22 protein-coding genes and 1 pseudogene are annotated in these 25,477 nt (G+C 64.4%); 7 read left to right on the top strand and 16 right to left on the bottom strand.

What is annotated here, in order from left to right; translation table 11 throughout:
* Nucleotides 1-12 precede the first annotated feature (12 nt).
* Together PWP93_RS06265 and PWP93_RS06270 are read right to left on the bottom strand one after the other, a co-directional pair.
* The gene (locus PWP93_RS06265) at nt 13-534 is read right to left on the bottom strand and encodes a hypothetical protein (protein ID WP_421043853.1); all 522 of its coding nucleotides are present in this window, start codon (nt 532-534) and stop codon (nt 13-15) included.
* Nucleotides 531-704, bottom strand: coding sequence for an abortive infection family protein (locus PWP93_RS06270; RefSeq protein WP_421043854.1), 174 nt, complete (start codon nt 702-704; stop codon nt 531-533). The genes PWP93_RS06265 and PWP93_RS06270 overlap by 4 nt, the downstream gene beginning before the upstream one ends.
* Nucleotides 705-1,346: 642 nt before the next feature.
* On the opposite strand from PWP93_RS06270, the gene PWP93_RS06275 reads away from it, so the two are divergent.
* The 3 genes from PWP93_RS06275 (at nt 1,347) to PWP93_RS06285 (ending at nt 4,873) form a co-directional block, all read left to right on the top strand.
* Nucleotides 1,347-2,180: a DUF932 domain-containing protein gene (locus tag PWP93_RS06275; protein ID WP_421043855.1), complete on the top strand. Its 834-nt coding sequence runs from the start codon at nt 1,347-1,349 to the stop codon at nt 2,178-2,180.
* Between the two features lie 124 nt (nt 2,181-2,304).
* Nucleotides 2,305-4,545, top strand: coding sequence for a ParB N-terminal domain-containing protein (locus PWP93_RS06280; protein WP_421043856.1), 2,241 nt, complete (start codon nt 2,305-2,307; stop codon nt 4,543-4,545).
* Nucleotides 4,546-4,627: 82 nt separating this feature from the next.
* Nucleotides 4,628-4,873, top strand: coding sequence for a hypothetical protein (locus PWP93_RS06285; protein ID WP_421043857.1), 246 nt, complete (start codon nt 4,628-4,630; stop codon nt 4,871-4,873).
* Here PWP93_RS06285 and PWP93_RS06290 read toward each other — a convergent pair.
* From PWP93_RS06290 to PWP93_RS06305, 4 genes and pseudogenes are all read right to left on the bottom strand, one after another.
* Nucleotides 4,774-5,547, bottom strand: coding sequence for a hypothetical protein (locus PWP93_RS06290; RefSeq protein ID WP_421043858.1), 774 nt, complete (start codon nt 5,545-5,547; stop codon nt 4,774-4,776). The genes PWP93_RS06285 and PWP93_RS06290 overlap by 100 nt on opposite strands.
* The gene (locus tag PWP93_RS06295; RefSeq protein WP_421043859.1) at nt 5,540-6,232 is read right to left on the bottom strand and encodes a protein mobD; all 693 of its coding nucleotides are present in this window, start codon (nt 6,230-6,232) and stop codon (nt 5,540-5,542) included. Before PWP93_RS06295 ends, PWP93_RS06290 begins: the two co-directional genes overlap by 8 nt.
* A gap of 9 nt (nt 6,233-6,241) precedes the next feature.
* Nucleotides 6,242-6,706: a hypothetical protein gene (locus PWP93_RS06300; RefSeq protein ID WP_421043860.1), complete on the bottom strand. Its 465-nt coding sequence runs from the start codon at nt 6,704-6,706 to the stop codon at nt 6,242-6,244.
* An 819-nt stretch (nt 6,707-7,525) separates the two neighbouring features.
* A pseudogene (locus PWP93_RS06305) lies at nt 7,526-7,715 on the bottom strand (LysR family transcriptional regulator); the annotation flags it as partial.
* A 294-nt stretch (nt 7,716-8,009) separates the two neighbouring features.
* On the opposite strand from PWP93_RS06305, the gene PWP93_RS06310 reads away from it, so the two are divergent.
* Nucleotides 8,010-8,930: a LysR family transcriptional regulator gene (locus PWP93_RS06310; RefSeq protein WP_057928653.1), complete on the top strand. Its 921-nt coding sequence runs from the start codon at nt 8,010-8,012 to the stop codon at nt 8,928-8,930.
* Here the strand turns inward: PWP93_RS06310 and PWP93_RS06315 are convergent.
* The 10 genes from PWP93_RS06315 to PWP93_RS06360 all read right to left on the bottom strand — a co-directional run bounded on the left by PWP93_RS06315 (nt 8,927) and on the right by PWP93_RS06360 (nt 21,776).
* Nucleotides 8,927-9,628 carry a sterol desaturase family protein gene (locus PWP93_RS06315; RefSeq protein WP_057928652.1) on the bottom strand — a complete coding sequence of 234 codons (702 nt, stop codon included), beginning with the start codon at nt 9,626-9,628 and terminating at the stop codon, nt 8,927-8,929. The genes PWP93_RS06310 and PWP93_RS06315 overlap by 4 nt on opposite strands.
* Before the next feature lie 62 nt (nt 9,629-9,690).
* Nucleotides 9,691-11,067, bottom strand: a complete 1,377-nt coding sequence (locus PWP93_RS06320; RefSeq protein ID WP_057928651.1) for an MFS transporter — start codon at nt 11,065-11,067, stop codon at nt 9,691-9,693.
* A 67-nt stretch (nt 11,068-11,134) separates the two neighbouring features.
* A complete protein-coding gene (locus PWP93_RS06325) occupies nt 11,135-12,856 on the bottom strand; it encodes a GMC family oxidoreductase (protein WP_421023872.1) in 1,722 nt (573 codons plus the stop codon).
* Between the two features lie 45 nt (nt 12,857-12,901).
* The gene (locus PWP93_RS06330) at nt 12,902-13,708 is read right to left on the bottom strand and encodes an enoyl-CoA hydratase/isomerase family protein (RefSeq protein ID WP_421023871.1); all 807 of its coding nucleotides are present in this window, start codon (nt 13,706-13,708) and stop codon (nt 12,902-12,904) included.
* A 6-nt stretch (nt 13,709-13,714) separates the two neighbouring features.
* Nucleotides 13,715-15,289: an AMP-binding protein gene (locus tag PWP93_RS06335; protein WP_057928648.1), complete on the bottom strand. Its 1,575-nt coding sequence runs from the start codon at nt 15,287-15,289 to the stop codon at nt 13,715-13,717.
* Entirely contained in the window at nt 15,282-15,818 is a 537-nt protein-coding gene (locus PWP93_RS06340; protein WP_028213734.1) for a (2Fe-2S)-binding protein, read from the bottom strand. Before PWP93_RS06340 ends, PWP93_RS06335 begins: the two co-directional genes overlap by 8 nt.
* A complete protein-coding gene (locus PWP93_RS06345; RefSeq protein WP_057928647.1) occupies nt 15,815-16,636 on the bottom strand; it encodes an FAD binding domain-containing protein in 822 nt (273 codons plus the stop codon). Before PWP93_RS06345 ends, PWP93_RS06340 begins: the two co-directional genes overlap by 4 nt.
* Complete coding sequence (locus tag PWP93_RS06350) at nt 16,633-19,674, bottom strand: xanthine dehydrogenase family protein molybdopterin-binding subunit (RefSeq protein ID WP_421043861.1); 3,042 nt, start codon at nt 19,672-19,674, stop codon at nt 16,633-16,635. The genes PWP93_RS06345 and PWP93_RS06350 overlap by 4 nt, the downstream gene beginning before the upstream one ends.
* Before the next feature lie 4 nt (nt 19,675-19,678).
* Nucleotides 19,679-20,293, bottom strand: a complete 615-nt coding sequence (locus tag PWP93_RS06355) for a UbiX family flavin prenyltransferase (RefSeq protein ID WP_057928645.1) — start codon at nt 20,291-20,293, stop codon at nt 19,679-19,681.
* A complete protein-coding gene (locus PWP93_RS06360) occupies nt 20,286-21,776 on the bottom strand; it encodes a UbiD family decarboxylase (protein ID WP_421023870.1) in 1,491 nt (496 codons plus the stop codon). Before PWP93_RS06360 ends, PWP93_RS06355 begins: the two co-directional genes overlap by 8 nt.
* Before the next feature lie 279 nt (nt 21,777-22,055).
* On the opposite strand from PWP93_RS06360, the gene PWP93_RS06365 reads away from it, so the two are divergent.
* From PWP93_RS06365 to PWP93_RS06375, 3 genes are read left to right on the top strand one after another with little or no spacing between them, the layout of a single operon-like run.
* The gene (locus tag PWP93_RS06365) at nt 22,056-22,997 is read left to right on the top strand and encodes a LysR family transcriptional regulator (protein ID WP_421023869.1); all 942 of its coding nucleotides are present in this window, start codon (nt 22,056-22,058) and stop codon (nt 22,995-22,997) included.
* Nucleotides 22,994-24,433, top strand: coding sequence for an aldehyde dehydrogenase family protein (locus tag PWP93_RS06370; protein WP_057928643.1), 1,440 nt, complete (start codon nt 22,994-22,996; stop codon nt 24,431-24,433). Before PWP93_RS06365 ends, PWP93_RS06370 begins: the two co-directional genes overlap by 4 nt.
* A gap of 19 nt (nt 24,434-24,452) precedes the next feature.
* Complete coding sequence (locus PWP93_RS06375) at nt 24,453-25,475, top strand: XdhC family protein (RefSeq protein ID WP_421043862.1); 1,023 nt, start codon at nt 24,453-24,455, stop codon at nt 25,473-25,475.
* Nucleotides 25,476-25,477 lie beyond the last annotated feature (2 nt).

Raw genomic sequence — 25,477 nt, forward strand, 5'->3', positions numbered from 1 at the left:
CCCCACCTGCGCTCAGCGCTCCCACATGGGTTTGGTTGCGGTATTGGTAATCAATCCATGCAGTGCTACCGCCGCTTCGTGGATCTTGGCGGTGACCTCCTTGATGTCGGTGACCCGCACGATCTCAACGTTGGTCTTGAACGTGCCGCGGGCCGACATGTATGCGATGTGAACCAGACCATCCTCGTCCAGAGAAAGCGCGTTGTGCGCGTACTTGTTGCGCCCTGCTTGGGCCGCCCTGACCTTCTTGATGACGATCTCGTAGTCCTTTAAGTGAGGCACCTGATCCACAAGCTGTCCGCACAGGGAGCTTACGATGTCCACCCGCTGCTGGAAGTTGCTGTGCGCCACCATCGCCAACGCGCGGATGTCGGTCGGCGACTCGTAGCCAGCCAGTTTCGAGATCGCGACCGCAGTCGTCGATTCGAGGGAACCCCACACGCTCACCATGCGCCCGAGTTCGAGCAGGTATTCGTCGGGCACTGGCCAGTTAGGGTTGAACTCGCCGCGTTTGGAGGTCTTCTGGGTGGTCATTGCTCGTTTGCCTGGATCTTCGCTTCGATGGTTTTGAGAAAACGGACAAGGCCACCGATGTGACTGACAATCAGTACGGCCTCGTCGTGATTCAGCATGGGGTTGTCGTGCGCCAGGCTTTGGTCGTTGCGCACCGCGTTCATCGCTTCCAGGTTGGATATGCTGACCACCTCACGGACCCGTCGCACCTGCACTGACCGGCGCACCGCAATCCCGTCGCATACGCATGCGGCCAGATACCTGCACCGTACCGCGCGACAGACACGGCAACTGGGCGTTGACCACCGCCTCGTTTCAGACCTGCGGCCTGGTCCGTTGGCAATGGATTGCAACTGGCGCCTGCGCTCGCCACCCGTGTCAACGTCGGGCGCCCCCCGCCGCTTACGCGTCGTGACCGGGCTTTCGCGCTGCGCGTCGAGCCCCGTTCCGCGTCTCGCCCCTGACGGGCATCAATCCCTGGCGCAGCAGTTAGCCCCGTCGCGTTCGAGGAAGATGCCGCATCCGCGGCACCGCTGCCCAGTCCACCCGGGACGCGGCATGCATCCGGCTCCCTGGTTACCGCCCTTGACCCGCGACCGTAGCCGATAGCGGGCAGGCATCAAGGGGCGAGGGACCGTGTTGCCCGCACCCCTCCCTCGCCTTTTTCCTTGACGCCCGCCCGCTATCGGCTCCTTCAGTCGCACGGGCGGAAACCCGGGAGCCTGGCGGCAGCAACGCCAACCCCGAGTTCCACCGGAAGGTGAGCCGCCGCAACGGCAAGGCACACCTCCCCGCCCGGTTCAGGTCCTCAACCTTGACTGTGGAGAACTGCCATGCAACTCGCTTCCTCCTTCCGTTACGGCTCCCCGATGCTGCGCGCCGACTCGCCCCTGTCGGATGACCAGATTCGCCGCGTTGCCCCGTCCATCTTCGCGGATGGCAAGCACGAAAGCCGCTCGGAACGCTACACCTATATTCCGACCATCGACGTGCTGCGCGGCTTGCGTAACGAAGGTTTCCAGCCGTTCATGGTCTGCCAGACCCGCGTGCGCGATCAGGGCAAGCGCGAATTCACCAAGCACATGCTGCGGCTCCGCCATGCCGGGCAGATCAATGGCGACGAAGCCAACGAAATCGTGATGCTGAACTCGCACGATGGCAGCAGCAGCTACCAGATGCTCGCTGGCGTGCTGCGCTTCGTCTGCCAGAACGGCATGGTGGCAGGCGAAAACGTGCGCGACATCCGCGTACCCCACAAGGGCAACATCGTCCAGAACGTTATCAACGGCGCATTCGACGTGCTCGACGGCTTCGACCTGATCCGCGAGCAGAAGGACGGCATGCGTGCTGTCGAACTGAACCGCGACGAGCAACAGGCGTTCGCCCGCTCCGCGCTCGCCCTGCGCTACGACCCGACCGATGCCGAGACACCGGCACCCGTCACTGAAAACCAGCTTCTCTCCCCGCGCCGTTTCGAGGATCGCCGCGACGACCTCTGGACGGTATTCAACCGCGTACAGGAAAACCTCACGAAGGGCGGCCTGCATGGCCGTTCGCGCAGCGGGCGCGCCATGTCCACGCGCCCCATCACCGGCATCGACCAGAACGTAAAGCTCAACCGCGCGCTGTGGATGCTCGCTGACGCCATGCGCCAGATGAAGGCGTAAGCGCCCCTGGGGCGGCAGCGTCCCGCTCCCGCCTCATTCCATCAGGAGTCCTGTCCGGGTCATGTCCTGATGGAATCCGGTAGCACCGACCCGGAACTTTCTTTCCAACTTTCTGGAGTCAGTCATGCAAACCCAAGTCGCAACCATCACGGGAGATACCGCCGAAACGGCCTCTCCGCTCGAAACCAATTTCGGTAACGAGCAGCCCATTGTGACCGTACCCTATTCCAGCCTGTGGCCCTCGCCGCTTAACGCCCGCACGAAACCCCTGTCGGGCATTCCGCCCCTCGCCGCCAACATCCGCGCGAAAGGACTGCTGCAGAATCTCGTCGTCCACGAGATGAAGGGCGGGCGCGGCAAGCAACGCCGGTACGGAGTCTGTGCAGGCCAGCGCCGCGAGGCCGCGCTCGACCTGCTGTACGAACAGAAGCACATCACCACGGGTTATCCCGTGCCAGTGCGGATCGTCAGCGAAGGCGAAGCACTCGCCATCAGTCTGATCGAGAACAGCGAACGCGAAGGGCTCGACCCGTTCGACGTCCTGCGCGCGTACCGGATGCTCGCAGAGGAAGGCCGCAGCGTCGATTACATCGCCGCGCTTTTCTCCGCTTCGCCGCTCACGGTCAAGCGGCGCTTGAAGCTCGCCAACGTGTCGCCGAAGCTGCTCGCCTTGCTGCGCGAGGACGCGATCACGCTCGACCAGCTTGCCGCGCTCGCCCTCGCAGACGACCACGAGACGCAGGAGCATATCTGGTCCGAGGCGAACGAGTGGCAGCGCCAGCCGAACTACCTTCGGCAAGCCATCACGCGCGCCGAGATCGACGCGAGCCGCAGCCGCCTCGTGCGCTTCGTCGGCCTCGCCGTCTATGAAGAAGCAGGCGGCTACGTTCGTCGGGATCTTTTTAGCGACGATGAAAACGCGGGCTACATCGCCGAAGCCGAACTACTGCAGAAGCTCGTCGCGCAGAAGCTTGACGTTGCAGCAGCCGAAGTGCGGACCGAGGGATGGGGCTGGACGGAAACGCGAGTCGAACGGGATTTTTCCGAACTGAACCGCCACGGCAGACTGCGCCCGGTGCGGCGCCCGTACACCGGGGACGAGCAGCGCGAAATGGACGCCCTCACCGCGCAGCAGGACGAACTCGCTGAAAAGATCGAGGCGCTGTCGGAGGACGACGATAACGCCTACGAAGAAGCCGAACGGCTCAACGACGAAATCGAGCGGGTCAATGGCGCAATCATCGCGCTCGAAGGCCGCACGGTGGTATGGGACACGCAGCAGATGGCCGAAGCCGGCGCATTCGTGATCGTCGGGCCACAGGGCGAACTTTTCATCGAACGCGGCCTCGTGCGGCGCGAGAACAGCGCGGCGCTGGACGTTGCAGGGGCGACCGTCACCGGCATCGCCACAGCAGAAGGCCCGGACGCCGAATCCGCGCGGGCTCCGAAGGTCAAACCCGTCCATGGCGCGAAGCTCTGCCAGCGGCTCACCGCGCACCGCACCGCTGCTCTCCACGCGGAACTGGTCACACAGCCCACCGTGGCGCTCGCCGCGCTGCTGCACGACCTGATCCCGAGGGCACTCCCCGAGCACTACGGGCACGCGTCCCCGAGCGGCTATCTGGCGCTATCCGGCGAGAACAACCACGACAGCCTGCTGCGCGCCGCCGATGACCTGCCCGCCAGCCCTGCGTGGAACGCCATCGAAACACAGCGGGCACGCTGGATTGCGGAACTGCCCGCAAAACGGGCCGACCTGCTGCCGTGGCTCATCGAGCAGGAGCCCGGCACGACGCTGCTCGACCTGCTCGCGTTCTGCACCGGCACCCTGCTCGACGGCATTGCGGGCGAGGAAAAGCCGCATGCGATCAACGGACTCGCGGTCGCGCTGAACCTCGATATGACCCGGTACTGGACGCCGACGCGCGCCACCTATTTCGATCACGTCAGCAAGGCGCGTATCGCGGAAGTCGTGTCCGCCGCCGTGTCACCCAAGACCGCATCCGACTTCGACAGGATGAAAAAGGCCGACGCGGCTGCAGCCGCCGAGCTTCGGCTCGCAAAGGCAGCTTGGCTCCCGGAAATCCTCACCGATCGTGAAGTCCCGTCTACGCCGTCATGGGAAAACCGTGACGATGAGGATGAGGACGACAGCGACGACGCGGATACCGGAGCCGGCGCGGATGAAACGCCGGAAGGCGAGGATACTGACGCGGAACCGGATGCCGGCAACGGCACGGAACACGTCAACAACACGCCCACCGACGCAGCAGCCGCGCCCCTCGCCGGTAGCCCGCCGACACCATGGCCCTTCCCGACTGCCGACAGCATGAACGGCACGCAATCCGGCACGCTCGCCGCGTGACCCCACCCATCGCCCCGGCGACGGGGCGAAGCAGGCGGCTAGCCCGCATCTGCCATGCCAGACTGAACCGAAGGAACACATCATGACCAACCGCATCCGCGTAGCCGTGCTGGCCACAAATGCCGAAGGCTTCCTCGACCTCTACCTGTCCTTCGTCGAGGCCACCGACCTGGAATACAGCGAAAGCCAGCAATACGACATGGCACTTGCCCAAGCCGAAGATGGAGGCTACCGGGTACCGATGATTGCCTTTGACCAGAACGACGCGGCAGCAGACGTGCTCCGCCACGCCGACGAATTCATGGAAGGTGATACCGACGAGGTGTAACTCGTGCGGGCAGACGGCGAGCCGTCTGCCCGCACCCAATGCACGCCTGCCCACCATCCGGCCAGCGCACCCACACCCGCCGCCGCCAGCATCACAATCAGGCCACCGACGACCAGTCCATAGCACACCCGCTCGAGCCGCCGCATAGCGATGCGCTCGAATGACGTGAGCGCAGTGTCGATCCGCTTCTGCTGCGCACGTGCAGCGACAGCCGTCGACCCCACGAGCCGGTTTCCGGCAACGTGAGCAATGCGGTTCGCCGCCCGCTGCGTAAGCGCAGCCAGCGCCTCGTCGTTCAGCGCTGCCAGCGCGGCGCGGTAGCGCGCCTCGTGTTCGTCGGTCATCTGCCCAGCCAGTTCAATCGTCGCCTTGCAGCGCGCGAGCGCGTCACGATGCTGCGTCATCAATGCATCCGTCGCTGCTCGTGCCTCCGTCCGCACAACATCCAGACTGCCCGCACCCGCCTGCCGGATGCGCTCCGGCATGGTCTCGTAGAGTCGCCCGTAGTATTCGAGCATAACCAGAACAGACCACAGCGCATCGTTATCGCGCAGGTTGAGCGCACTCGATACCCGCCGCATTCGCAGCACACTGGCGTCGTCCGGCAATTCGCCGGTGACGTCGAGAAACAAAGAGGCAAGCGCATCCACCGGCCTGCCCTGCCTGCTATCCATCGACCGTTACCTTCGCGAACATGGCATCGCATAACGAACGCCAACGCAGTAGCTCGACCCGTTCACCGATATGCATCGTCTCCGCTGCCTTGCGGATCGACATGCGCTGGCTGCGAAGCTCGTCCGCAACCCGATCCGCAAGATCGGGAAAGTCCAGTGAGTGACCGCGCGCTTCGATGGAACGACGAAGCTGCGATCCCTGATACAGCGTGAACTTGTCAGCCGGACCGAAGTAGCCGTTGCGCACGACATTCGTTATCGCGTCCGGGAACGTCTCGCTGAAAGCGCTCAGCAGTTCAAGGCTGTCGCGTTGCCGGTTGATCACCCACAGGACAACAAGCCGACGCCGAAGCTCGCCAAGCGCACCGGCCAGTGTCGCGCCGAACTGCTCAACACCCGTCTGGCTCCGCGCAGCCGTGTTCACAACAATCGCCGCGTCCCGTTGCTCGTCGCAGAAATTAACGAGGCCGATCCAGCCGTCTGCATCGTCCAGGTTATAGGCGATGCAACGCATCTCATCCTGAACCGCTTTCATCACGTCCGGATTGGCGGTATCGGTTTCCACCAGCGCCGCATGAATATCGCGCCGTAGCAGATAATCGGCCAGCGCGAGCGCAACAAAGCTCTTGCCCACGCCGCCCTTGCTGCCACCAACGAGGTAGATGGGGTAAGTCGTCATGTCCATTTGAATCCTCTAAAGGTTCTCGGTGTCAGGCCTGATCTCGAATGAGAATGCGTCACGCATCACCATGCTTCCCGACCTGCTGACTGGCTGTCCCCCATCCTGCTTTTGATCTTCTCTGATAACCTCCGCGCGCGGCACATCGTCCTTGGCTGGCTTCATCGCGCGAGGCGATGGCGCGGCATTACTTCGTGCCGATTCCTTCGCACCCTGTCGAGCCGGCTTGTCTTTCTTCGATGGGTATAACGCGTACTTGACGGAGCCAACGCTAAAATCGACGCCCTTCTTCCTTGCATGTTCAACGATTTCTTCCAGCGTATAGCCCTTCTTCCTCACCGCGCCGATCACCAGACGCATCTCTTTCATCGCATCGGTAATCGACACGCGCTGCTCGGCCTCGGGCTTGACCGGCAGTGACTCCAGAGAGCGGACAAGCTCATCCCATTGCGTCCGGGTATAGCTTTTCGCAACTGGCATGGCTCACTCCGTCGTGCTCTCTTCATCCCATCTTGTTCACTCAGGAAGACGCCGTCAACACCTGTTTTTTGCCGGATTTCGACTATCGGAACGTCATGGAATCAGATAGATTGCGACGGAATAAAAGAAATATTCTGGACGCGTCTGGCAGAAGCAACCGACGTCGGCTGACGTCCCCCCAAAAAATAGAGAGCCTTCCAGGCCGACGCTACGACGGCGCAATCGCGGAACGATCGCTACCAACGTGCAAAATCGCTCTGACCATCACGACAGGAACGAGGAACTGCGCGCCGACGGCGAAACGACAAGACCGCAGATCTACAGACCATGCTTCCCGAACGCCCGATAGCCGTGATGGCATACCCTCGGAAACAACGTGCAGATTTCGGGAGATCAACATTCGCCCGAAGCGAGATCGACCTGACAGATTCAGGGCATGCGATTGCCGACTCCAACTGCGCCCTCGCAGACATCACGCATTCAGATATCGGTCGTGGACCAGATCACTGCGCAGGAATCTGGCCGCCCAGTACGCAGACTCGATCAATCGACATCCTGCACTCACGCGGCGCGGTACGCGATCACGCAAAGAGACACCAGCGGCTTCATTGGGAGCATCCTGCGGACGCCGCTGGTTATCTCACAGAAATTCTCGACCGACCTCGCCGAAAGCGTATAGCCGGAAGATAAAAAACGACATTGAAACGAGGGATGGCAGGATAGGCTACCGCCGGATTTGGGCGCCGTATGCAATGTCTGTAAATCGGGGACGACGGATTTGCGCGTTTAGTCAAGTCGGTCTCGTCGATCATCGATACCGAGGGCCTCGCCCGCAGGTGTCGGCACCGCCCCATCTCGCACCAACAGGGGCGTCTAGCGAAGCTTCCAGTGCATTGATCCGTTGAGAAACCGCACCGCGGGTGATGTTCAATGCACTGGCCGCTCGCCCGAAATGCCCCAGTTCTACGACAACGGCGAAGGTCTCCAATTGCTGGCGATCGAATACCATACTCCCCCTCGTCAGCGTCGTGCACGCGCCCGACGCGGCGCAAGGCTGACGGGCGAGGCCACGTCGGGACTACCGCTCGGGCGCTGCGAACCGGGCTCCATGCGCAAGAAACGGTAGCCCAACGCCACGCCGCCTCCCCCGTGGTATGGCTTGCGCAATCGCCTCGGTCGGCCCTGATGGACGCTCGGCTACAATCAGCGAATCGATACCGTGGGTTAGCGATACGACGCCCACCTCATGAAAGACGGCGCGCGGTACTATCTTCGTCGGCCCCGTCCCGTATACCCCTGTCCCATGGAACTGAAGCAGATCCAGTACTTCATCGCGCTTTTCGAAGAAGGCACCGTCACGCGCGCCGCCAGGCGGCTCAACATCGCGCAACCAGCGCTCAGCATGCAGATCGCCAAGCTCGAAACGGAGATTCGGCAGAAGCTCTTCGAGCGTGGGCCGCACGGCATGGCGCCGACCGAAGCCGCACGGTTGATGTACCGCCTTTACACGCCGATCATGCGCGACATCGATCACGCACGCGAGCACCTGAGTCGTCGCGATGTCATCGTGACGGGCCGCGTGTCGCTGGGCATGGTGTCGTCGGAGGCGCAGAGCGTATTGCCCGAATCGCTCGCCAGATTCGATGCGCTTTTCCCGCAAGTCGAAGTCTCCGTCGCCGATGGCTTCAGCGCGCAACTGATCGACGCTGTCGAATCTGGCCGGCTTGATGCCGCCATCATCAACAAGCCGCGCGGACGGCTGACGCTCCACGTAGAGCCTTTGCTCGTCGAAGAAATGGTGCTGGTGACGAGCGTGGTGCATGGCCCAACGCTGCCCGACGAGATCGATCTCACGCAGCAGTCGGGCATCGAATTCGTGCTGCCCACGCGCCGCAACGGCCTGCGAGGCGCGCTCGATGCCGCGCTGATGGCGGCTGACGTCGTCATCAAGCCGAAGTTTGAGATCGATCTGCTCAGCACCATCGTGCAGTTCGTTGAGCAGAGCAGTTTCGCGACAATCCTGCCGCGCGTCGTCGTGCAGGCGAAAGTGGACGAAGGGCGCTTGCGCGCACGCACGATCGCGTCGCCGCCGATCGTGCGCCACATCATTCAGGTCACGCATCCGAAGCGGCCGATCGGGCCGGCCGCCCAGGCGCTCATCACGATTATCACTGATGAGATAAAGCGCGTGACGACGGGTGTTTTGGGGAAACAAGCGCCTTAGCGGCCGCGTTCCAACGGCTCGCGCGCACTACTCGGAACGTCGCTGCGCGTGCCGAACAGCGTGTCGCAGATCGGGAACGTGAGGTTGAAGTTCTGTGTCGCCATCACTTCGGGATCGTGGTGTGTGGCGTGCAGGCGCCGCACTGTGTTGACGAGCGGAACGCGGTCGAGGAACGGGCTGTCGGTGACGTGTGAGAGCGTATGCAGGCCCTCGTACATCAGAAAGTACGCCGCCATCGTGAGCAGCGCGATGTAGCCTGCGTTGCGGGAGAATACGAACCCAATCACGAGCGCGAACGGCACGGCCGCCAGCACGAACGCAACCGGCGCAAAAGGCGGAAACAGCAGCGCGCGCCAGTGACGGTGACCCTTGTATTCAAGCGTCACATGCGTGAAGAACCGGTGATGGACGGCGCAATGGCGCTTGTAGATCATGCTGAAATACTTCGTCGGACGATGCAGCACGTAGCGGTGCGCCGCCCATTCCGCCCAGTTGCCGAACAGAAAGAGCGGAATGACCGCCAGCCATTCGGCGAGCGTCGGTGCATGAAGCTGCATCAGGCAATACACGATCACGCCGCCGGTGAAGAGCAATGTGAAGCCGAGGTGCATTTCGCCGCGATACCACCATGGCGTGGCATTGACATACTCGTCACGGAACTTGTAGGAACGCGCACGAACGTCTTCTTCGAATTTCATCGATGTCTCCGGCTGTTGTGAAAGGCGTGCGCCCGTTGGCGTCCGCCGTTATGCCCAATGACTCAGGAGGGACTGCGCGCGGAACCGCCTTCGAGCTTGCCGAGCGTCTCGGGCACGACGAATGCGCCCACGAGAAAGATCACGCTGATCGCGCCGACGAAGATGGCTAGCGTCATCGGCAACTGACTCGCGTCCTTCGCCACCAGCGACACGGCCGTCGGCATCACTCCGCCGATCGCGAAGCCGATATTCCAGGAGAGGCCCGTGCCGGTCGCGCGGATCGAGGTCGGGAAGCGTTCGTTCAGGAAGATCAGGACCGGCGCGTAGCCGGCGCTGCCGAGCGCGCTGAGAAGGACTGCATAGACGCCGACCATCATGATGCTGTCTGCGGTAGGCAGCAGCAAAAATAGCGCGGGCAACGCGATGAGCCGGATGATGCCGATCAAGATAAACGCGCCCTTGCGTCCGATGAACGTACTCACGTGCCCTGCCGCGACCGAAGCGATCACCACGGCCGCGCTGCAGATCATCAGGATCGCAGCGGCGGCACCGTTCGGCGCATGACTCACGACTTTGAGGAACGTCGGCAGGTAGCCCGATGTCAGGTAGTAGCCGCTGCCGCCGCCGATAGTCAGCAGCAGATTGACGAACAGCACGCCGCGATATTCACGCGAGAAAAGCGTGCGGATCGGCGAGCGCGCCACTTCGACGGTCGCGCTCTTGACCTGCGCGGTGGCCCTCGCAGCCTTTTCGGCGGCGAGCTTCTTCCACAGAGGCGACTCTTCAAGGCTGTTGAACACGAAGAGACCAAGCACCGAGCTGATGATGCCGGTGAAGAACATGCAGCGCCAGCCCCATACGTCAAAGGCATCGCCGGGGAAAAGCGCCGACATCGCGAGGAACGTTACTGAAGCGAGCAGCGCGCCGAGTCCCGCGCCGCCGCCGCCGATCAGCCCCGACACCGCGCCGCGATACTTCGGCGCGACGGATTCGGTGCCAATGGTATGCGTGGATGCGACCACGCCGCCGACGAACACGCCCTGCACGAGACGCAGCAGCAAGAACAACACCGGCGCGACGATGCCCGCCTGGGCGACCGTCGGCAGCACGCCGAAGGCCGCCGTCGACACGCCGACGCCGACGACCGCGACGATCATCGCGCCCTTGCGGCCGTGACGGTCCGCGTAAGAGCCGAAGAGCGCGGAGCCGAGCGGCCGCATCAACAGCGTCACCGCAAACGACGCGTAGACCGCAGCGAGCGAAAGCATCGCGTGCTCGGACGGGAAGAACAGACGCCCGACGACCGGCGCGACGTACAACAACACGAACAGGTCGAACAGATCGAGCGCCCAGCCCATGCACGACGCCAGCACCGCGCCCATGATCTGCCGCTGATTAACCGGAAGCACGGTGGCCCCGTCTTGCGCTGCTACAGACATTTGTATCTCCTTGTGTGTCACAGGCACGCTTTGTTGGATGCGCGCTCTTGTCGAGGTTGAAAAATCGTCAGTGGGCCGCGGCGAGCGGCGATGCCACGCTCGCCCGTCGCTGGGCAACCATCGCATCGGCGATTTTCTCGGCGATCATGATGGTCGGTATGTTCGTATTCGCCGATGGCAGTCGCGGCATCAGCGATGCATCCACAACGCGCAGCCCTCGTGTGCCTCGCACGCGGCCTTCCGTGTCGGTGACGGCGTCGCAGTCCTGCGCGCCACCCATGCGGCAGGTGCCGCTCGCATGCCACACGCCGAACACGTTCGCGCGGATGAAATCGGCGAGCGCGCGGTCGTCGGCAAGCAGCGCGCCCATCTTCAGCCCGCGCGTGAAGAAGCGTTCGATCAGCAAACGCCTCACGGGCGCGGGCGTATCGAGCAGCGCGCCGAGCATCGAAGTCAGAAGCGCATTGCCTTCGCCTACCTTGCTCAGCGCCTTCACGCGCGGCGAGAAAGCCGCCGGAAAGAAGTCACGTAAATCGCGTCCCAGACCCGATGCATCGACAATGCGGGCCAGCATCCGCACGCCAGCGGCGAGCCGTTGCAGATCGCGTTCGTCGTCGAGCAGATTCAGATCGACGCGCGGCGCAACGGCCGCATCGGGCGATGCCAGTTGCACGCGGCCACGCGAATACGGCCGGTTGCACCACAGGAAAAAGAGGCCCAGCCGGTTGCCGAGCGCATGCCACGCTGCGCGCGTCGCGCTCGACAGATACAGATCCGACTCGTCGCAGCCCGCGACGCCCGAACTCATGCGCGCGGCCATCATGCTCGCGCGGCGTCGCGCGAGCGGCATCCGAAAGCGCGGCTCGAGAAAATGACAGAACGTGAGCGACGGATGATCCTGCAGATTGCGTCCGACGCCCGGCAAATCGACCGTACACGGGATACCCATCGCCACGAGTTGGCGCGCATCGCCGATACCGGCGCGCATCAGCATCGCGGGCGACTGCAACGCGCCCGCGCTCAGCACCACTTCGCCCGCATCGAAACGCACGCGCTCGCCGTTCGCCGCAATCGCGGCGACACCGCGCGCCGTCGCACCTTCCATCACGATGCGTTCGACGCGCAGATTCGAATAGATGCTGAGATTCGGGCGCTTGCGCGTGGCTTCGTCGAGATAGGCGATGGCCGTCGACACGCGCTTGTCGTCGATGTTCGAGAACGCGCCCGGAAAGAAGCCGTCGCCGAATTCGCCGTTCTGGTCCTGAAGTTCCGCGAAGCCGTTCGCGCGCAAACCCTTCGCGAATGCATGACAGAACGCCGGCCAGTCCTTCGGCAAGATGCGGCGGATCGGTACGGGACCGTCGCCGCCGTGCAACTCGCCGCCGGGAAAGTCCACGTCGCGTTCGAGCTTGCGAAAGTACGGCAGCACGTCGCGCCACGACCAGCCTTCGGCGCCGTTCGCGGCCCATTCGTCGTAGTCGCGCGGCAGCCCGCGATTGGCCGACTGCACGTTGATGCTCGACCCGCCGCCCATCACGCGACCCTGCTCGTAGACGCGCGGCGCGGCGTGCTGCGTGGCTTTCGCTTTCAGATCGGGCCAGATGTAGGTGTCGCCGCAGAAGACAGGCATCGGATAGCTGTCGAGTATCGCCGCGGGCACCGCGCCCGGCGGCGTGTCGGCGCCCGCCTCGATCAGCGCGACGCGCACCGACGGCTCCGCCGACAGTCGATGCGCAAGCACGCATCCTGCCGAGCCGCCGCCTACGATCACGTAGTCGAAGCGATCCATCGCGTTGTCTCCTCTTGTCTCGTCCGCCGCGCGGCGTGTCAGGTATCAGCTGCCGCGAAACACCGGCTTGCGCTTCCCATGAAACGCTTCGACGCCTTCACGGAAATCGTCCGACGAGCGCAGACGGCTATAGCAATGGCCTTCGAGTTCGATCGCGATCGACAGCGGCGCGTCTTCCGAATCGTTCAAGAGCTTCTTCGCGGTGCGCTGCGCGAGCGGCGAGAACGCGCGCAGTTCGTCGACGAGCGCATCCGTCGCCGATTCTAGTTCCGCGTCCGCGACGCATTCGACCGCGATGCCCCACTCGTACGCCTGCTTGCCCGGAATGCGGCGCGAGCGCATCACGATGTCCTTCGTGCGGCCGATGCCGACCATCGATTGCAAACGCGCCGAGCCGCCCGAGCCGGGAATCTGGCCGAGCTTCTGCTCCGGCAGCGCATAGAAGGTCGTATCGGTGACGATGCGGAAATCGCACGCCAGCGACAACTCGAATCCCACGCCGAAGCAGAAGCCGCGATTCGCCGCGATGACCGGCTTCGAGCAGCGCGCGGGCGCCGCGATATTCCACGCGAGCTTCGACACGTGTTCCGGCGATGCTTCCAGAAAGCCCTTGATGTCGCCGCCGCTCGAGAAGTGCTCGCCCTTCGCGCGCACGACGATCACGCGCACGCGTTCGTCTTCGTCGAGTGCTTCGAATACGGCGCGCAACTGGTCGCGAGCGCGCATCGAAATAACATTGAACGGCGGGCGATGCAGGATGATGTCCGCGCGCGCGCGCTGCGCGTCGATTTCGACCGAGAAGCCGTCGAGGTCTTGCAGCAGTGTCTGGCCGTGATGGTTGAGATCACTCATTGTGGGTTACTCCTTGGTGGTTTCTGTAGGTTGCGTGGCCTGGGCGTTCGAATCGGGCGTGTACTCGCCCGCTTGCAGCTTGCGGCGCAGAATCTTGCCGACAGGCGACTTCGGAATGTCATCGACGAACACGTAGTCGCGCGGGCGCTTGAAGTTGACGAGGTCGGACTGGCGGCACCATGCATCGAGCGAGTCGGAATCGACGTACTCGCGGCGCTTGATGAATGCAACCACGCGCTGGCCCCAGCGCTCGTCCTTGACACCCGCGACCGCGACTTCATCGACGGAGGGATGCAGCGACAACACCGATTCGATATCCACCGGCGAGATGTTTTCTCCACCGCTGATGATCATGTCGTCGACGCGGCCCGTCACGTACAGATCGCCGTCGCGGTCGAGATAGCCCGTGTCCCCGGTGAAGTACCAGCCCTCGCGCAAGCACTTCGCATTCGCGTCCGGGCGATTCCAGTAGCCTTCGAAGGCCTCGTCGCCGAGCAGGTCCACGATGATCTGCCCTTCTTCGCCGACTTCGGCGACCTCATCGGGCGAGAGCGCATCGAGCCTCACGACGCGCAGCCGCGTATTGATGCCCGCGCGGCCCGCGCTGCCGGGCTTCTTTGTCGCGTCCTGGTCGATGCTGAACGTGTAGACCTCGGACGAGCCGTAGTGATTGACGAAGAGCTCCGGCTCGAACGCGGCCGAGAGGCGCTTGAGCAGGCCGTCGCTCATCGGTGCGCCCGCGAAGCCGAGCTTTCTGACCGACGACGTGTCCGTGCTCGCGAACGCGCTGTCAGCGAGCAGATCGTGATAGAGCGTCGGCACGAGATAGAGGCAGGTGAGCGCGTGCTTCGAGATGCTTTCGAGCGCGAGCTTCGCGTTCCAGCGCCGCACGCAAACGAAAAGGCCATCGACGAGCGCCATCGCGAGCAGCGAGCGCACGCCCATCGTGTGATAGAGCGGCATCACGCCGAGCGTGCGTTCGCCGCGCCTGTACAGGTTCTGCGCGACGTGCGCGAGCGCGCCCGCGCGTTCATGCCGATGCCGGCGCGGCACACCCTTGCCTTTGCCCGTCGTGCCGGACGTGTAAAGGATCAGCGAGATGTCGTCGGCGGTGGCGTGCGTCGTGTCGGTCACGTCGCCGCTGCGCGTTCGTTCGGCGATGAGCGCATCGAAGGTGGTGGTGCGGCCGGGTGCATCGTCGAGTCCGACGCGCGGCACGTTTTGCGCGGCGGCGCTCTGCGCGACGGAATCGGCGCTGACGGGTTCGTAGACGATCGCCTTCGCCCCCGCGTCAGTCACGCAGTAATCGACTTCTTCCGGCTTCGCGCGCCAGTTGAGCGGCACGATCACGATGCCCGCAAACTGTCCGGCCCAATGCAGCGTCGCCATTTCCCAGCGGTTTTGCAGCACGACAAGCAGCCGGTCGCCGCGTTGCAGGCCGAGCTCGCGCAGGCCATCGGCGACATTCAGGATCATGCGATGCCACTGCGCGTACGTCAGTTGGACATCGCCATCGACGAGCGCGAGCACGTTCGGACTGCGCTCGACGCTTTGCAGAAACGTGCGGCCGAGATCAAGCATGTTCGACCTCTTCCGTGCTTGCCTCGGCCCGGCGGCGCGCGGCCACGTCGAGCACGGCGGCTACGATCGGCGTGTAGCCCGTACAGCGGCAGATATGACCCGAGAGCATCTCGCGCACTTGCTCTTCGGACGGATCCGGCACGCGCCGCAGATAATCCGCGCACGACATCAGAATGCCCGCCGTGCAGAAGCCGCATTGCAGCGCGTGATGCCGCTGGAACGCCTGCTGCAGGTCGCCAAGCGTCTGATCGGGCGCAAGGCCTTCGACGGTATCGATATGCCGCCCATCGGCCTGCACCGCGAGCATCAGGCACGAGCGCGCCGCGACGCCATCGACCTGCACGGTACATGCGCCGCACACGCCGTGTTCGCAGCCGACGTGCGTGCCCGTCGCGCCGAGTTCGTGCCGGATGAAGTCCGACAGCAGTTCGCGCGGCTCGCAATGGCCGCTTCGTTCGCGGCCGTTCAGCGTCAGCGCGATGCGCTGCGCTTTGCCGTGCCGCATGATGGTGTCCGACATCTTGCTCACTTTGCCTCCTCGATCACGCGCCATCCAAGTTGCCGGACCAGATTCCGGCGATATTTCGCGCTGATGTGCGCATCGTCCTGCGCGTTCAGTTTCCAGCTCAAATCGTTCAATGCGCCACGCAGGTCGTCGCCCTGCAAACGCGGCCATTGCTCAGTCACCGGCCGGTCAGCGACGCCGCCGACTGCAATGCGGATCGACTCGTCGGTGACCACGGCCGCGCACGCGACGATCGCGAAATCACCGTGTCGCGCGGAAAATTCCGCGAACGCGTAGCGCTCGCCTGCCTTGCACAGCGGGAAGCGGACCGCTTCGACGAGTTCGTCGGGCTCGCGCGCGGTCATCAGCATTCCCTGAAAGAAGTCCTGCGCGGCGAGCGTGCGGCGCCTCTTTCGCGAGCGCAGCATCACGTCGCCGCGGAGCGCCGAAAGCACGAGCGGCAACTCCGCGCTCGGGTCCGCATGCGCGATCGATCCGCACACGGTTCCACGATTGCGAATCTGAAAGTGCGAGATATGCGGGAACGCCATCGCGAGCAGCGGCACTTCGTCGGTGAGCGTGCTGCGCCATTCGACGCTGCCTTGCGTCGCCGCGGCGTTCACGACGAGATGCCCCGCCTGCTTGTCCACGCGCACGGCATCGAGTTCGGCGGTGCGCGAGATATCGACGAGCACCTTCGGCTGCGCGAGCCGCATATTGAGCACGGCCATCAGCGACTGGCCGCCCGCCAGCACGCGGGCGTCTTCGCCGTATTGCGCGAGCGCGTCGAGCGCGTCTTGCGCGGTCATCGCGCGCAGGTAATCGAACGGTGCGGGCTTCATGCGTGTCTCCTGAAACGTGCGAGGAGTCTTGCGATCCACGATCCGTGCGCTTGCACGGGCTTACCCGCCGCCTGGCGTCCGAGCGATTCGAACAACTGCTTGAGCACGACCTTCGCCGCGCCTTCGAGCATGCGGCCGCCGACCGCCGCGACCTTGCCTGACACCTGCGCTTCGTAGTCGTACGTGAGCCGCGTGCCGCTGCCTTGCGGCGTCAGTTCGACGAGACCGCTGCCGCGCGCGCTGCCGAGCGGCGAGATGCCCGCGCCAGCGAGTCGCAGGCGGCGCGGCGCATCGATCTCCGACAAGCCGATACGCGCCTCGAAACGCGCCTTGATCATGCCGACGCCGACGGTCACGTCCGCGCGATACTGGTTCGGCGCCGTCTCTTCGAGCGCGTGACAGCCGGGAATGACGTTCGCGAGTGCCTTCGGATCGAGCAGCACGGCGAACACAGCTTCGGGTGTCGCGGGCAGATCGACAGCGCCCTGCGCCGTCAGTGCGCGTCCGCCGCCTGGCGTCGCGGGCTTCGTGGCGGGCGCTTCGCGATATTCCGGCCGCGACGGTTCGGGATCGTCCACGCCGATCATCGCCATCACTCTGGGCGGCGTGAGCGGCAGGCGAATGTCTTCGACGCCGAGCGCGTCCGCCACCGCATTCGCGATGCACGGCGGCGTGCTCATGTTGTTGCCTTCGCCGAGACCCTTCGCGCCAAGCGGCGTGAAAGGCGAAGGCGTCTCCAGATGGACGATCAGCGGATCGGGCACTTCGCAGGTCGTCGGCATCAGATAGTCGGCGAGCGTGCCGGACTGGAAGCTGCCGTCCGCGCCGTAGCGGAACTCTTCCATCAGCGCCGCGCCGACGCCTTGCGCGAACGCGCCGCGAATCTGGCCATCGGCGAGTGCGGGATTGAGGATGGTGCCGGCGTCGTGCACGGTCACATATCGGTCGATGCGCACGCGTCCCGTCACGCGATCCACTTCGACGCCGCACATGTCGAACGCGAAGCCATACGCCGCCGATGTATTGATGCGGTCCTGTTCGTCGGGCGCATCCATGTGCGGCGGCGACCAGAACACGGTTTCGCGCAGGCCAGGCTCTTCGCCCTCGGGCAAGAGCGCGGGCGCCCAGTGCGGCGCATTGCTCGCGGCGCGCGCGAACGGCAGTGCGCGGTCTTCGGCGTCGTGCGGAAAGACGCGCGCGCCTGCGAAGCGCACGTCGCCGGGCGCGCAGTTGAACTGCTTCGCGAGCACGCGCGCGAGCTTGTCGCGCACGCGCGTCGCGGCGAGATGCACCGTGCCCGCCACTGCGCCCGCGAACCGGCTCGAATAATTGCCCGCCGCGGCGGACCAGGCGTCCTTGTGCGTATCGAATTCGACGTTGACGACGATGTCCTTCGGATCGAGCCCGAGCACATCGGCGACGACTTGCGCACACACCGTCATGTGGCCCTGGCCCGCGGGCGTCGAAGCAATCGTGACGACCACGCCACCGAGCAGATCGACGCTGACGGTCGCGCTCGCGATCGCGCCGTTCTTCGGCCCGGCTTTCCTGCGCGCATCGGCGGGCATCACGGTCGTGATGTAGCCCATGTTCGATACCGACGGCTCGACGATCGCCGCGAAGCCGATGCCATACAGCCGCCCTTCGTTGCGCGCGGCGTCGCGGCGCGCAACGAGTTCCCGGTATCCGCCTTCGTCGAGTGAACGGCGCAGCGCTTCCTGATAATTGCCTGAATCGAGCAGCGCGCCCGCCGCCGCGCGATACGGGAACGCATCGGCGGGAACGAAGTTGCGGCGATACACGTCGAGCACATCGAGCTTCAGTTCGATCGCGATGCGCTGGATCAGCCGCTCCAGCGTGAAGTACACCTGCGGCCCGCCGAAGCCGCGCACGAGCCCCGTCGGCGTCTTGTTCGTCAGCACGACGCGGTTGCGCACGAGCAGATTCGGGATCGCGTACGCGCCCGTCAGGCAGCCGTGCATCCGGTAGAACGTCGCGGGCTCGGGCGCGCGCACGTAGCCGCCGACGTCTTCCAACTGATCGTAAGACAGCGCGACGATGCGGCCATCCGCTTCGACGGCCGCTTCTATCGTTGAAACACGCGCCGTCGCCGATGTCGCCGCGCTCAAGTGCTCGAGCCGATCCTCCACCCACTTCACTGGCACACCCGCCTTGCGCGACGCGAGGCACATCAGCACGACATACGGAAACACGGCCTGCTTCACGCCGAAGCTGCCGCCGGAATCGCGCGGGGCCTTATGACGCAGGCGATTGCCGGGCACGTTCAACGCCATTGCCATGACGGCGTGCAGCGAGAACGGCCCCATGAAATTCGACGTGACGTCGTAGCCTTCATCGCCCGAAAGATACTCGGCGATGACCACGCCGCACTCGATCGGCGCGCACGTGTTGCGCGGATAATGCGCGACCAGCTTCACGCGATGCGGCGCGCGCTCGAAGGCCGCTTCCGGCTCGCCGTAGCGGAAATGCCGGTCGCTGATGACGTTGCTGCCGACGCGTTCGTGCAGCACCGGCGCGTCGTCCTTCGCGGCTTGTTCAATCGACGTCACGGGATCGAGCATCGCGTAGTCGACCTTGATCAGATCGAGCGCGTCTTCCGCGAGCGCACGCGATTCGGCCATCACGACCGCGACCGGCTCGCCGACGTAGCGCACGCGGTCCATCGCGAGCGCCCACTGTTCCATCGGCGATTTCACGCCGACGACGAACGGTCGCGACCACGGACGCAAATCGTCGCGCGTGAGCACGGCGCGCACGCCCGCGAGTTTCGATGCGGCTTGCGTATCGATAGACAGGATATCCGCGTGCGCGTGCGGCGAACGCAGAATCGCGGCGTGCAGCGTGCCCGGCTTGACAGCGATGTCGTCGCCATAGCGGCCACGGCCCGTCAGGATCGCCGGGTCTTCGAGGCGCTCCATCGAGCGCCCGATGTGACGCTGCGGTGCGGTCGCTTCGCGCATCTCTTTGCCGGCGACGCGCGCGTCCATGTCGGCAAATGCGGTTTCGCGCTGATTCATGACGTTACTCCTCACGTGCGGCGCGGCCGCCGAATTCATCGGCGAGACCGCTCCAGCGGCGCGCAATCTCGTCGTGCTCGATGCCGAACAGATCGAGAATGCGCCCGACCGTGTGGTCGACCACGTCCTCGATAGTCTGCGGATGCGCGTAGAACGCGGGCACCGGCGGCATCACGATCGCGCCCATTTCCGTGGCGAGCGTCATGTTGCGCAGATGCGCGAGATTGAGCGGCGTTTCGCGCGCGACCAGCACGAGGCGGCGGCGCTCCTTGAGCATCACATCGGCGGCACGCGTAAGCAGGTTGTCCGCGAAGCCGTTCGCGACGCCCGCGAGCGTTTTCATCGAACATGGCGCGATCACCATGCCTTCGGTCAGAAACGATCCGCTCGCCACGGCCGCGCCGATATCGCGCACGTTGTGCACGACATCGGCAACGGCTTCGAGATCGCCACGCGCGAGGCCGAGTTCCTGTGCGGCCGTCACCGCGCCCGACGACGACACGATGAGATGCGTCTCGTGCGTGCCGAGCCGGCGCAACGCGGCGAGCAAACGCACGCCGATCACCGCGCCGCTTGCGCCCGAAATGCCGACGACGATGCGCTTCTTTCGTTCAGCCATGATCGCGCGACAAATAGGCGTCGAACGCGCTGTTGTCAGCGGCGACGAGTGCGTGCAGGTCGACCGTGTCTTGCCCCGGTATGTGTACGCGCGTGAACACATGCGCGGGATACACGACGGGGCGCGTCGCATCGAGGCCCATCTTCGCGCTCACGCCTTGCAGATGCGACGGCGCATCGTCGGGCTGACCGACCGTCGTCGATGGATCGAGCGGCGAACCTTGCGCGCCTGCTATCACGACGAGATCGCGGTCTGCCTGGAAGCGCGTCGCGATCGCCCATTCGATTTCGGCGGGATCGTGCACGTTCACATCGGTATCGACGACGACGACCTGCTTGATGTCGTAATGCGCGCCGAACGCGCACAGGATGACGTTCTTCGCTTCGCCTTCGCGCTGCTTGTCGAATTGCACCCACAGGTGATAGCGGCACACGCCGCCCACCGACAGATGCACGTCCTTCACGGCGGGATGGCTGCGCTGAAGATGCGCGAGCAACGTGGCTTCGCGCGGAATCGCGCCGAGCAGCAGATGCTCCATTTCGGCGGGCACGATCGTATGAAAAATCGGATCGCGCCGATGCGTGACGGCCGTCACTTCGATGACTTCGCGTGCTTCCTTCGCGCTGTAGTACTTCGGAAATTCGCCGAACGGACCTTCCGGCTCGCGCACGTTCGGCAGAATGCGCCCTTCGATGACGATCTCCGCAAACGCCGGCACGTGCACGCCGTTCGTCATGCATCGCACGACAGGCAGCGGCGCACCGTGCAGCGCGCCCGCGATTTCGAGTTCGTCGTGATCGATCGGCGTGATCGCTTGCGACGCGAGCATCGTCAGCGGATCGACGCCAATCACGATGGCGACGTCGAGGGCATCGCCCGCGGCTTCCGCGTCGCGCTGGAATGCGTAGAGATGACGCGGCAGCAGCAGGATCGCCATGCGATCGGCGCCATGCACCTGAATGCGGTTGATCGAGACGTTCTGCACACCGGTGCGCGGATTGCGCGCGATCACGAGACCGGCGGTGATGTACGGGCCGTTGTCGTGTTCGCTGTGCGTGGGAATGGGCAGCAGCGCGTGAAGATCGATGCCGCTCGTATGCACCACTTGCTGACAGGGCGCGTCCTCACGTTGAATCAGTTTCGATGCGAGCGGCACGGCGGCCGCAGCGGAAAAACGCGCGAGCAACGCGGATTCATCGACGCCCATCGCTTCCGCGATCCACGCGCGCTTCGACATGAAGCCGCTCACGACGGGCATCGCATGTCCGTGCGGCTGCGTGAAAAAAGCAGCTTGGTCGCCGTCGAGCCGCTTCGCAATGGCGGCGAGTTCGTGCTCGAGCGCGACGGGCTTGTCGATCGTCGCGACACGGCCGGTTTTCGCGAGATGCGCGAGCCAGTCGCGCAGCGACAAGCCGGTGTCGGCGTGATCCCGTGCCCAGGCGAATGAGGGAATGCCGTGCGTCGCGGCATCGCGTGTGTTCATCATCGTCTCCATCTGTGAGCGCCTGCCATGGCAAGCGCATGGGATGAAGCGTAGCGAGATCGCGCCATAACATCTAATACTGTTTACTGATGCGACGAATCATTCGTTCTTATATCAGTGTTAGCCCTGATGACAGCGTTCTTACAGTTACGTATCAATAGACCGCTCGCGCACGCCCTTACGGAAGGGCGCGTCACGATAAGCCGCCCTGCACCGTCGACGAACGCAGGGTGATAATGTCATCGCACCCCATTAGCGTAACTGATGCCCCGAGGGAACATGGACCTCAAGCAAATTCAGTACTTCATCGCGCTGTTCGAGGACGGCTCGGTCACGCGCGCCGCGAAGCGGCTGAACATCGTGCAACCGGCCTTGAGCATGCAGATTGCGAAGCTCGAGGACGAACTACATCAGCAGCTGTTCGAGCGCGGCGCAGACGGCATGGCGCCGACCGCCGCCGGACGGCTGATGTACCGCCTGTTTTTGCCGATCATGCGCGATCTTGCCCACGCGCGGCAGCAACTCGTGCAGCGCGACGAAGTGGTGACCGGGCATGTCGGCATCGGGCTGATCGCATCGGTGACGGAAAGCGTGCTCGCGGATTCGCTGTCGCGCTTTCACGCGCGTTACCCCGATGTCGAAGTCACCGTCGCCGATGGCTACAGCGCGACCTTCATCGACTGGGTGGCGGGCGGCCAGCTCGATGCCGCCATCATCAACAAGCCGCGAGCGCGCCTTTCGCTCGACTCGCGCCCGCTGCTCGACGAAGAGATGGTGCTTGCCACCAGCGCCGCGCATGGTCCCGACTTGCCCCATGCAATCGAACTCGCGCAATTGCCCGAACTCGAACTGGTGCTGCCGACGAAGCGCCACGGCCTGCGCGGCGTGCTCGACAGCGCCGCGCAACACGAGGACGTTTTGCTCGCGCCGCGCTTCGAGATCGACGTGCTTTCGACGATTCTGAAGCTCGTCGAGCACACGCGGTTCGCGACGATCCTGCCCCGCATCGTCGTTGAGCGGGCGGCGCGGCATGGCACGTTGCGCGCGTGCCCGATTCTGGCGCCTCGCATCGTGCGGCACATTGTCTGCGTGAGCCATCCGCGCCGCCCGTTGAGCGCGGCGGCAGAAGCACTGATCGAGATCATCGGCGACGAGTTGCACCGCGCGTCGAACATGTCGGGCGACGAGCCCTCACACACCATCAAGGAACGTTCAGCATGAACGCACGACACTGGATTGCCGGTGAATGGACCGGCACGCCCGACATCGACAGCATCGATCCCGCGACGGGCGAGGCCATCGGCCAGTTCGCCGACGGCGGATCGGGCGAAGCCGATGCCGCCATCGCCGCCGCGCGCCACGCGTTCGATCGCACGACATGGGCGCAGGACGCGCGTTTGCGCCAGGACGTGCTGCTCGGCTGGGCGTCGGCGCTCGAAGCCGAACGCGACACGCTCGCAACGCTGCTCACGCGCGAGAACGGCAAGGCGATCACGCAATCGCGCGGCGAGATTGCGGGTGCGATATCGGAAGTACGCTATTACGCGGGGCTCGCGCGGCATATTGCCGGGCACGTGCTCGAACCGGAACCGGGCACGATATCGACGATGCTGCGCGAAGCGGCCGGCGTTGCGGCAATCATCGTGCCGTGGAATGCACCCGCCGTGCTGCTCGTGCGCTCGCTCGCGCCTGCACTGGCGGCCGGCTGCACGGCGATCGTCAAACCGGCGGCGCAGACGTCACTGCTCACGGCCGCGATGTTGCGCTGCTTCGAATGCACGGCGTTGCCTGAAGGTGCGGTGAACCTCGTCAACGAACGGGGACACGCCGCCAGCCAGCGGCTCGTGGATTCTCACGACGTCGATGTGGTGAGCTTCACGGGGTCGACGGCAACGGGCAAGAAGATCATGGCGGCCGCTGCCGACAGCATGAAGAAGCTGTCGCTCGAACTTGGCGGCAAGTCATGCTGCGTCGTCTTCGACGATGCCGATATTGCGGCGATAGCGCCGCGTCTCGCGCGCGCCGCGACGATCATCTCCGGGCAGCAATGCACGGCGGCGCGCCGGGTGCTGGTTCATGCGTCGCGCGCCGCGGAGATGCGCGAGCACCTCGCGTCGGCGCTTGCGTCGCTGAGGGTCGGACCGGGCATCGATCGGGCAACGGATATCGGCGCGCTCATTGACGGCACGACGCGCGATGCGGTGCAACGGACGATCGAGCGCGCGTGCGGGATGGCCGAGCGCGTGCTGCTGCGAGGCACTTGCTCGGGGCATGCGTTTCTGTCGCCGACGCTCGTCGAACATGGCGATCCCAAGGCGTTCTTCTGTCAGGACGAGATCTTTGGCCCGTTCGTCACGCTGGAAGTCTTTGAGAACGAAATGGAAGCGATCGACAAAGCCAACGACACGGTCTTCGGTCTCTCGGCAAGCGTATGGACGCACGACGGGGCGCGCGCGTTCCGCGTCGCGCGTGCGCTGCGCAACGGCACTGTGTGGATCAATGACCACAACAAGCTTTTCGCCGAAGCCGAAACAGGCGGGTATCGCCAAAGCGGACTGGGTCGGCTGCACGGCTACGATGCGCTTGCGGACTTCACCGAGTTGAAGCACATCTGCATGCCGGCCGGCGTTGCGGAACGTATCGCGCCGTTGCGGTGAATGGCAGGGAGGCGAGTCAATGGACAGCGTGGATCTCGAAGTACTGAAAAGCAGCGCGCGATGGTTGGCAGACGGGCATCGCGTGCTGCTGGTGACGGTGGTGAAGACATGGGGATCGTCGCCGCGTCCCGTAGGCGCGATGCTCGCCGTGCGCGCCGATGGGCATGTGGTCGGGTCGGTGTCGGGCGGATGCATCGAAGACGATCTGATCGATCGCGTGCGGCAGCGAGGCATCGAACAGGAAAGGCCGCAGGCGTTGAAGTACGGCGTCAGCGCGCAAGAAGCGCATCGCTTCGGCCTGCCTTGTGGCGGCACCATTCAGCTCGTGCTGGAGCCGTTGATGCTTGCGAGCGGTATCGCCGAGCTGTGTGCAGCGGTGGAGGCAGGCAGGCTCGTCGCGCGCACGCTCGACTTGACGACGGGGGCTGCGCGCCTCGAACCGGCGCAGGCGACGGACGGCGTCCTCTTCGACGGGACGACGCTGCTGACCATCCATGGGCCCCGTTACCGGATGCTGGTGATCGGCGCGGGACAGTTGTCGCGCTATCTTTGCAGCATCGCGGTTGGGCTGGATTATCAGGTCACGGTGTGCGATCCGCGCGAGGAATATACGGACGAGTGGAACGTGCCGGGCACGAGCATCGTTCGCGCCATGCCCGACGACACCGTGATGGACATGAAGCTCGACGAACGCTGTGCGGTGATCGCGCTGACGCACGATCCGAAGCTCGACGATCTCGCGCTGATGGAAGCGCTGAAAACGCCTGCGTTCTATGTGGGTGCGCTCGGTTCGCGTCGTAATAACGCGGCGCGGCGGAAGCGCTTGAGGGAGTTCGATCTCAACGATGAAGAACTCGCACGCCTGCACGGACCGGTGGGCATCTACATCGGCAGCCGGACGCCGCCGGAGATCGCCCTGTCGATACTTGCCGAATTGACGGCCGCAAAAAATGGCGTGTCGTTGCCAGAACTTCTACGGGTCGAAGGCGCGAAGGCGGCCCGCGAGATGGCGGGCAACGTGGTGGGCTGTGGCGCCTTGTAAGC

Origin of the sequence: Paraburkholderia sp. A1RI-2L, from assembly GCF_048957375.1 — a bacterium.
GTDB lineage: Bacteria > Pseudomonadota > Gammaproteobacteria > Burkholderiales > Burkholderiaceae > Paraburkholderia.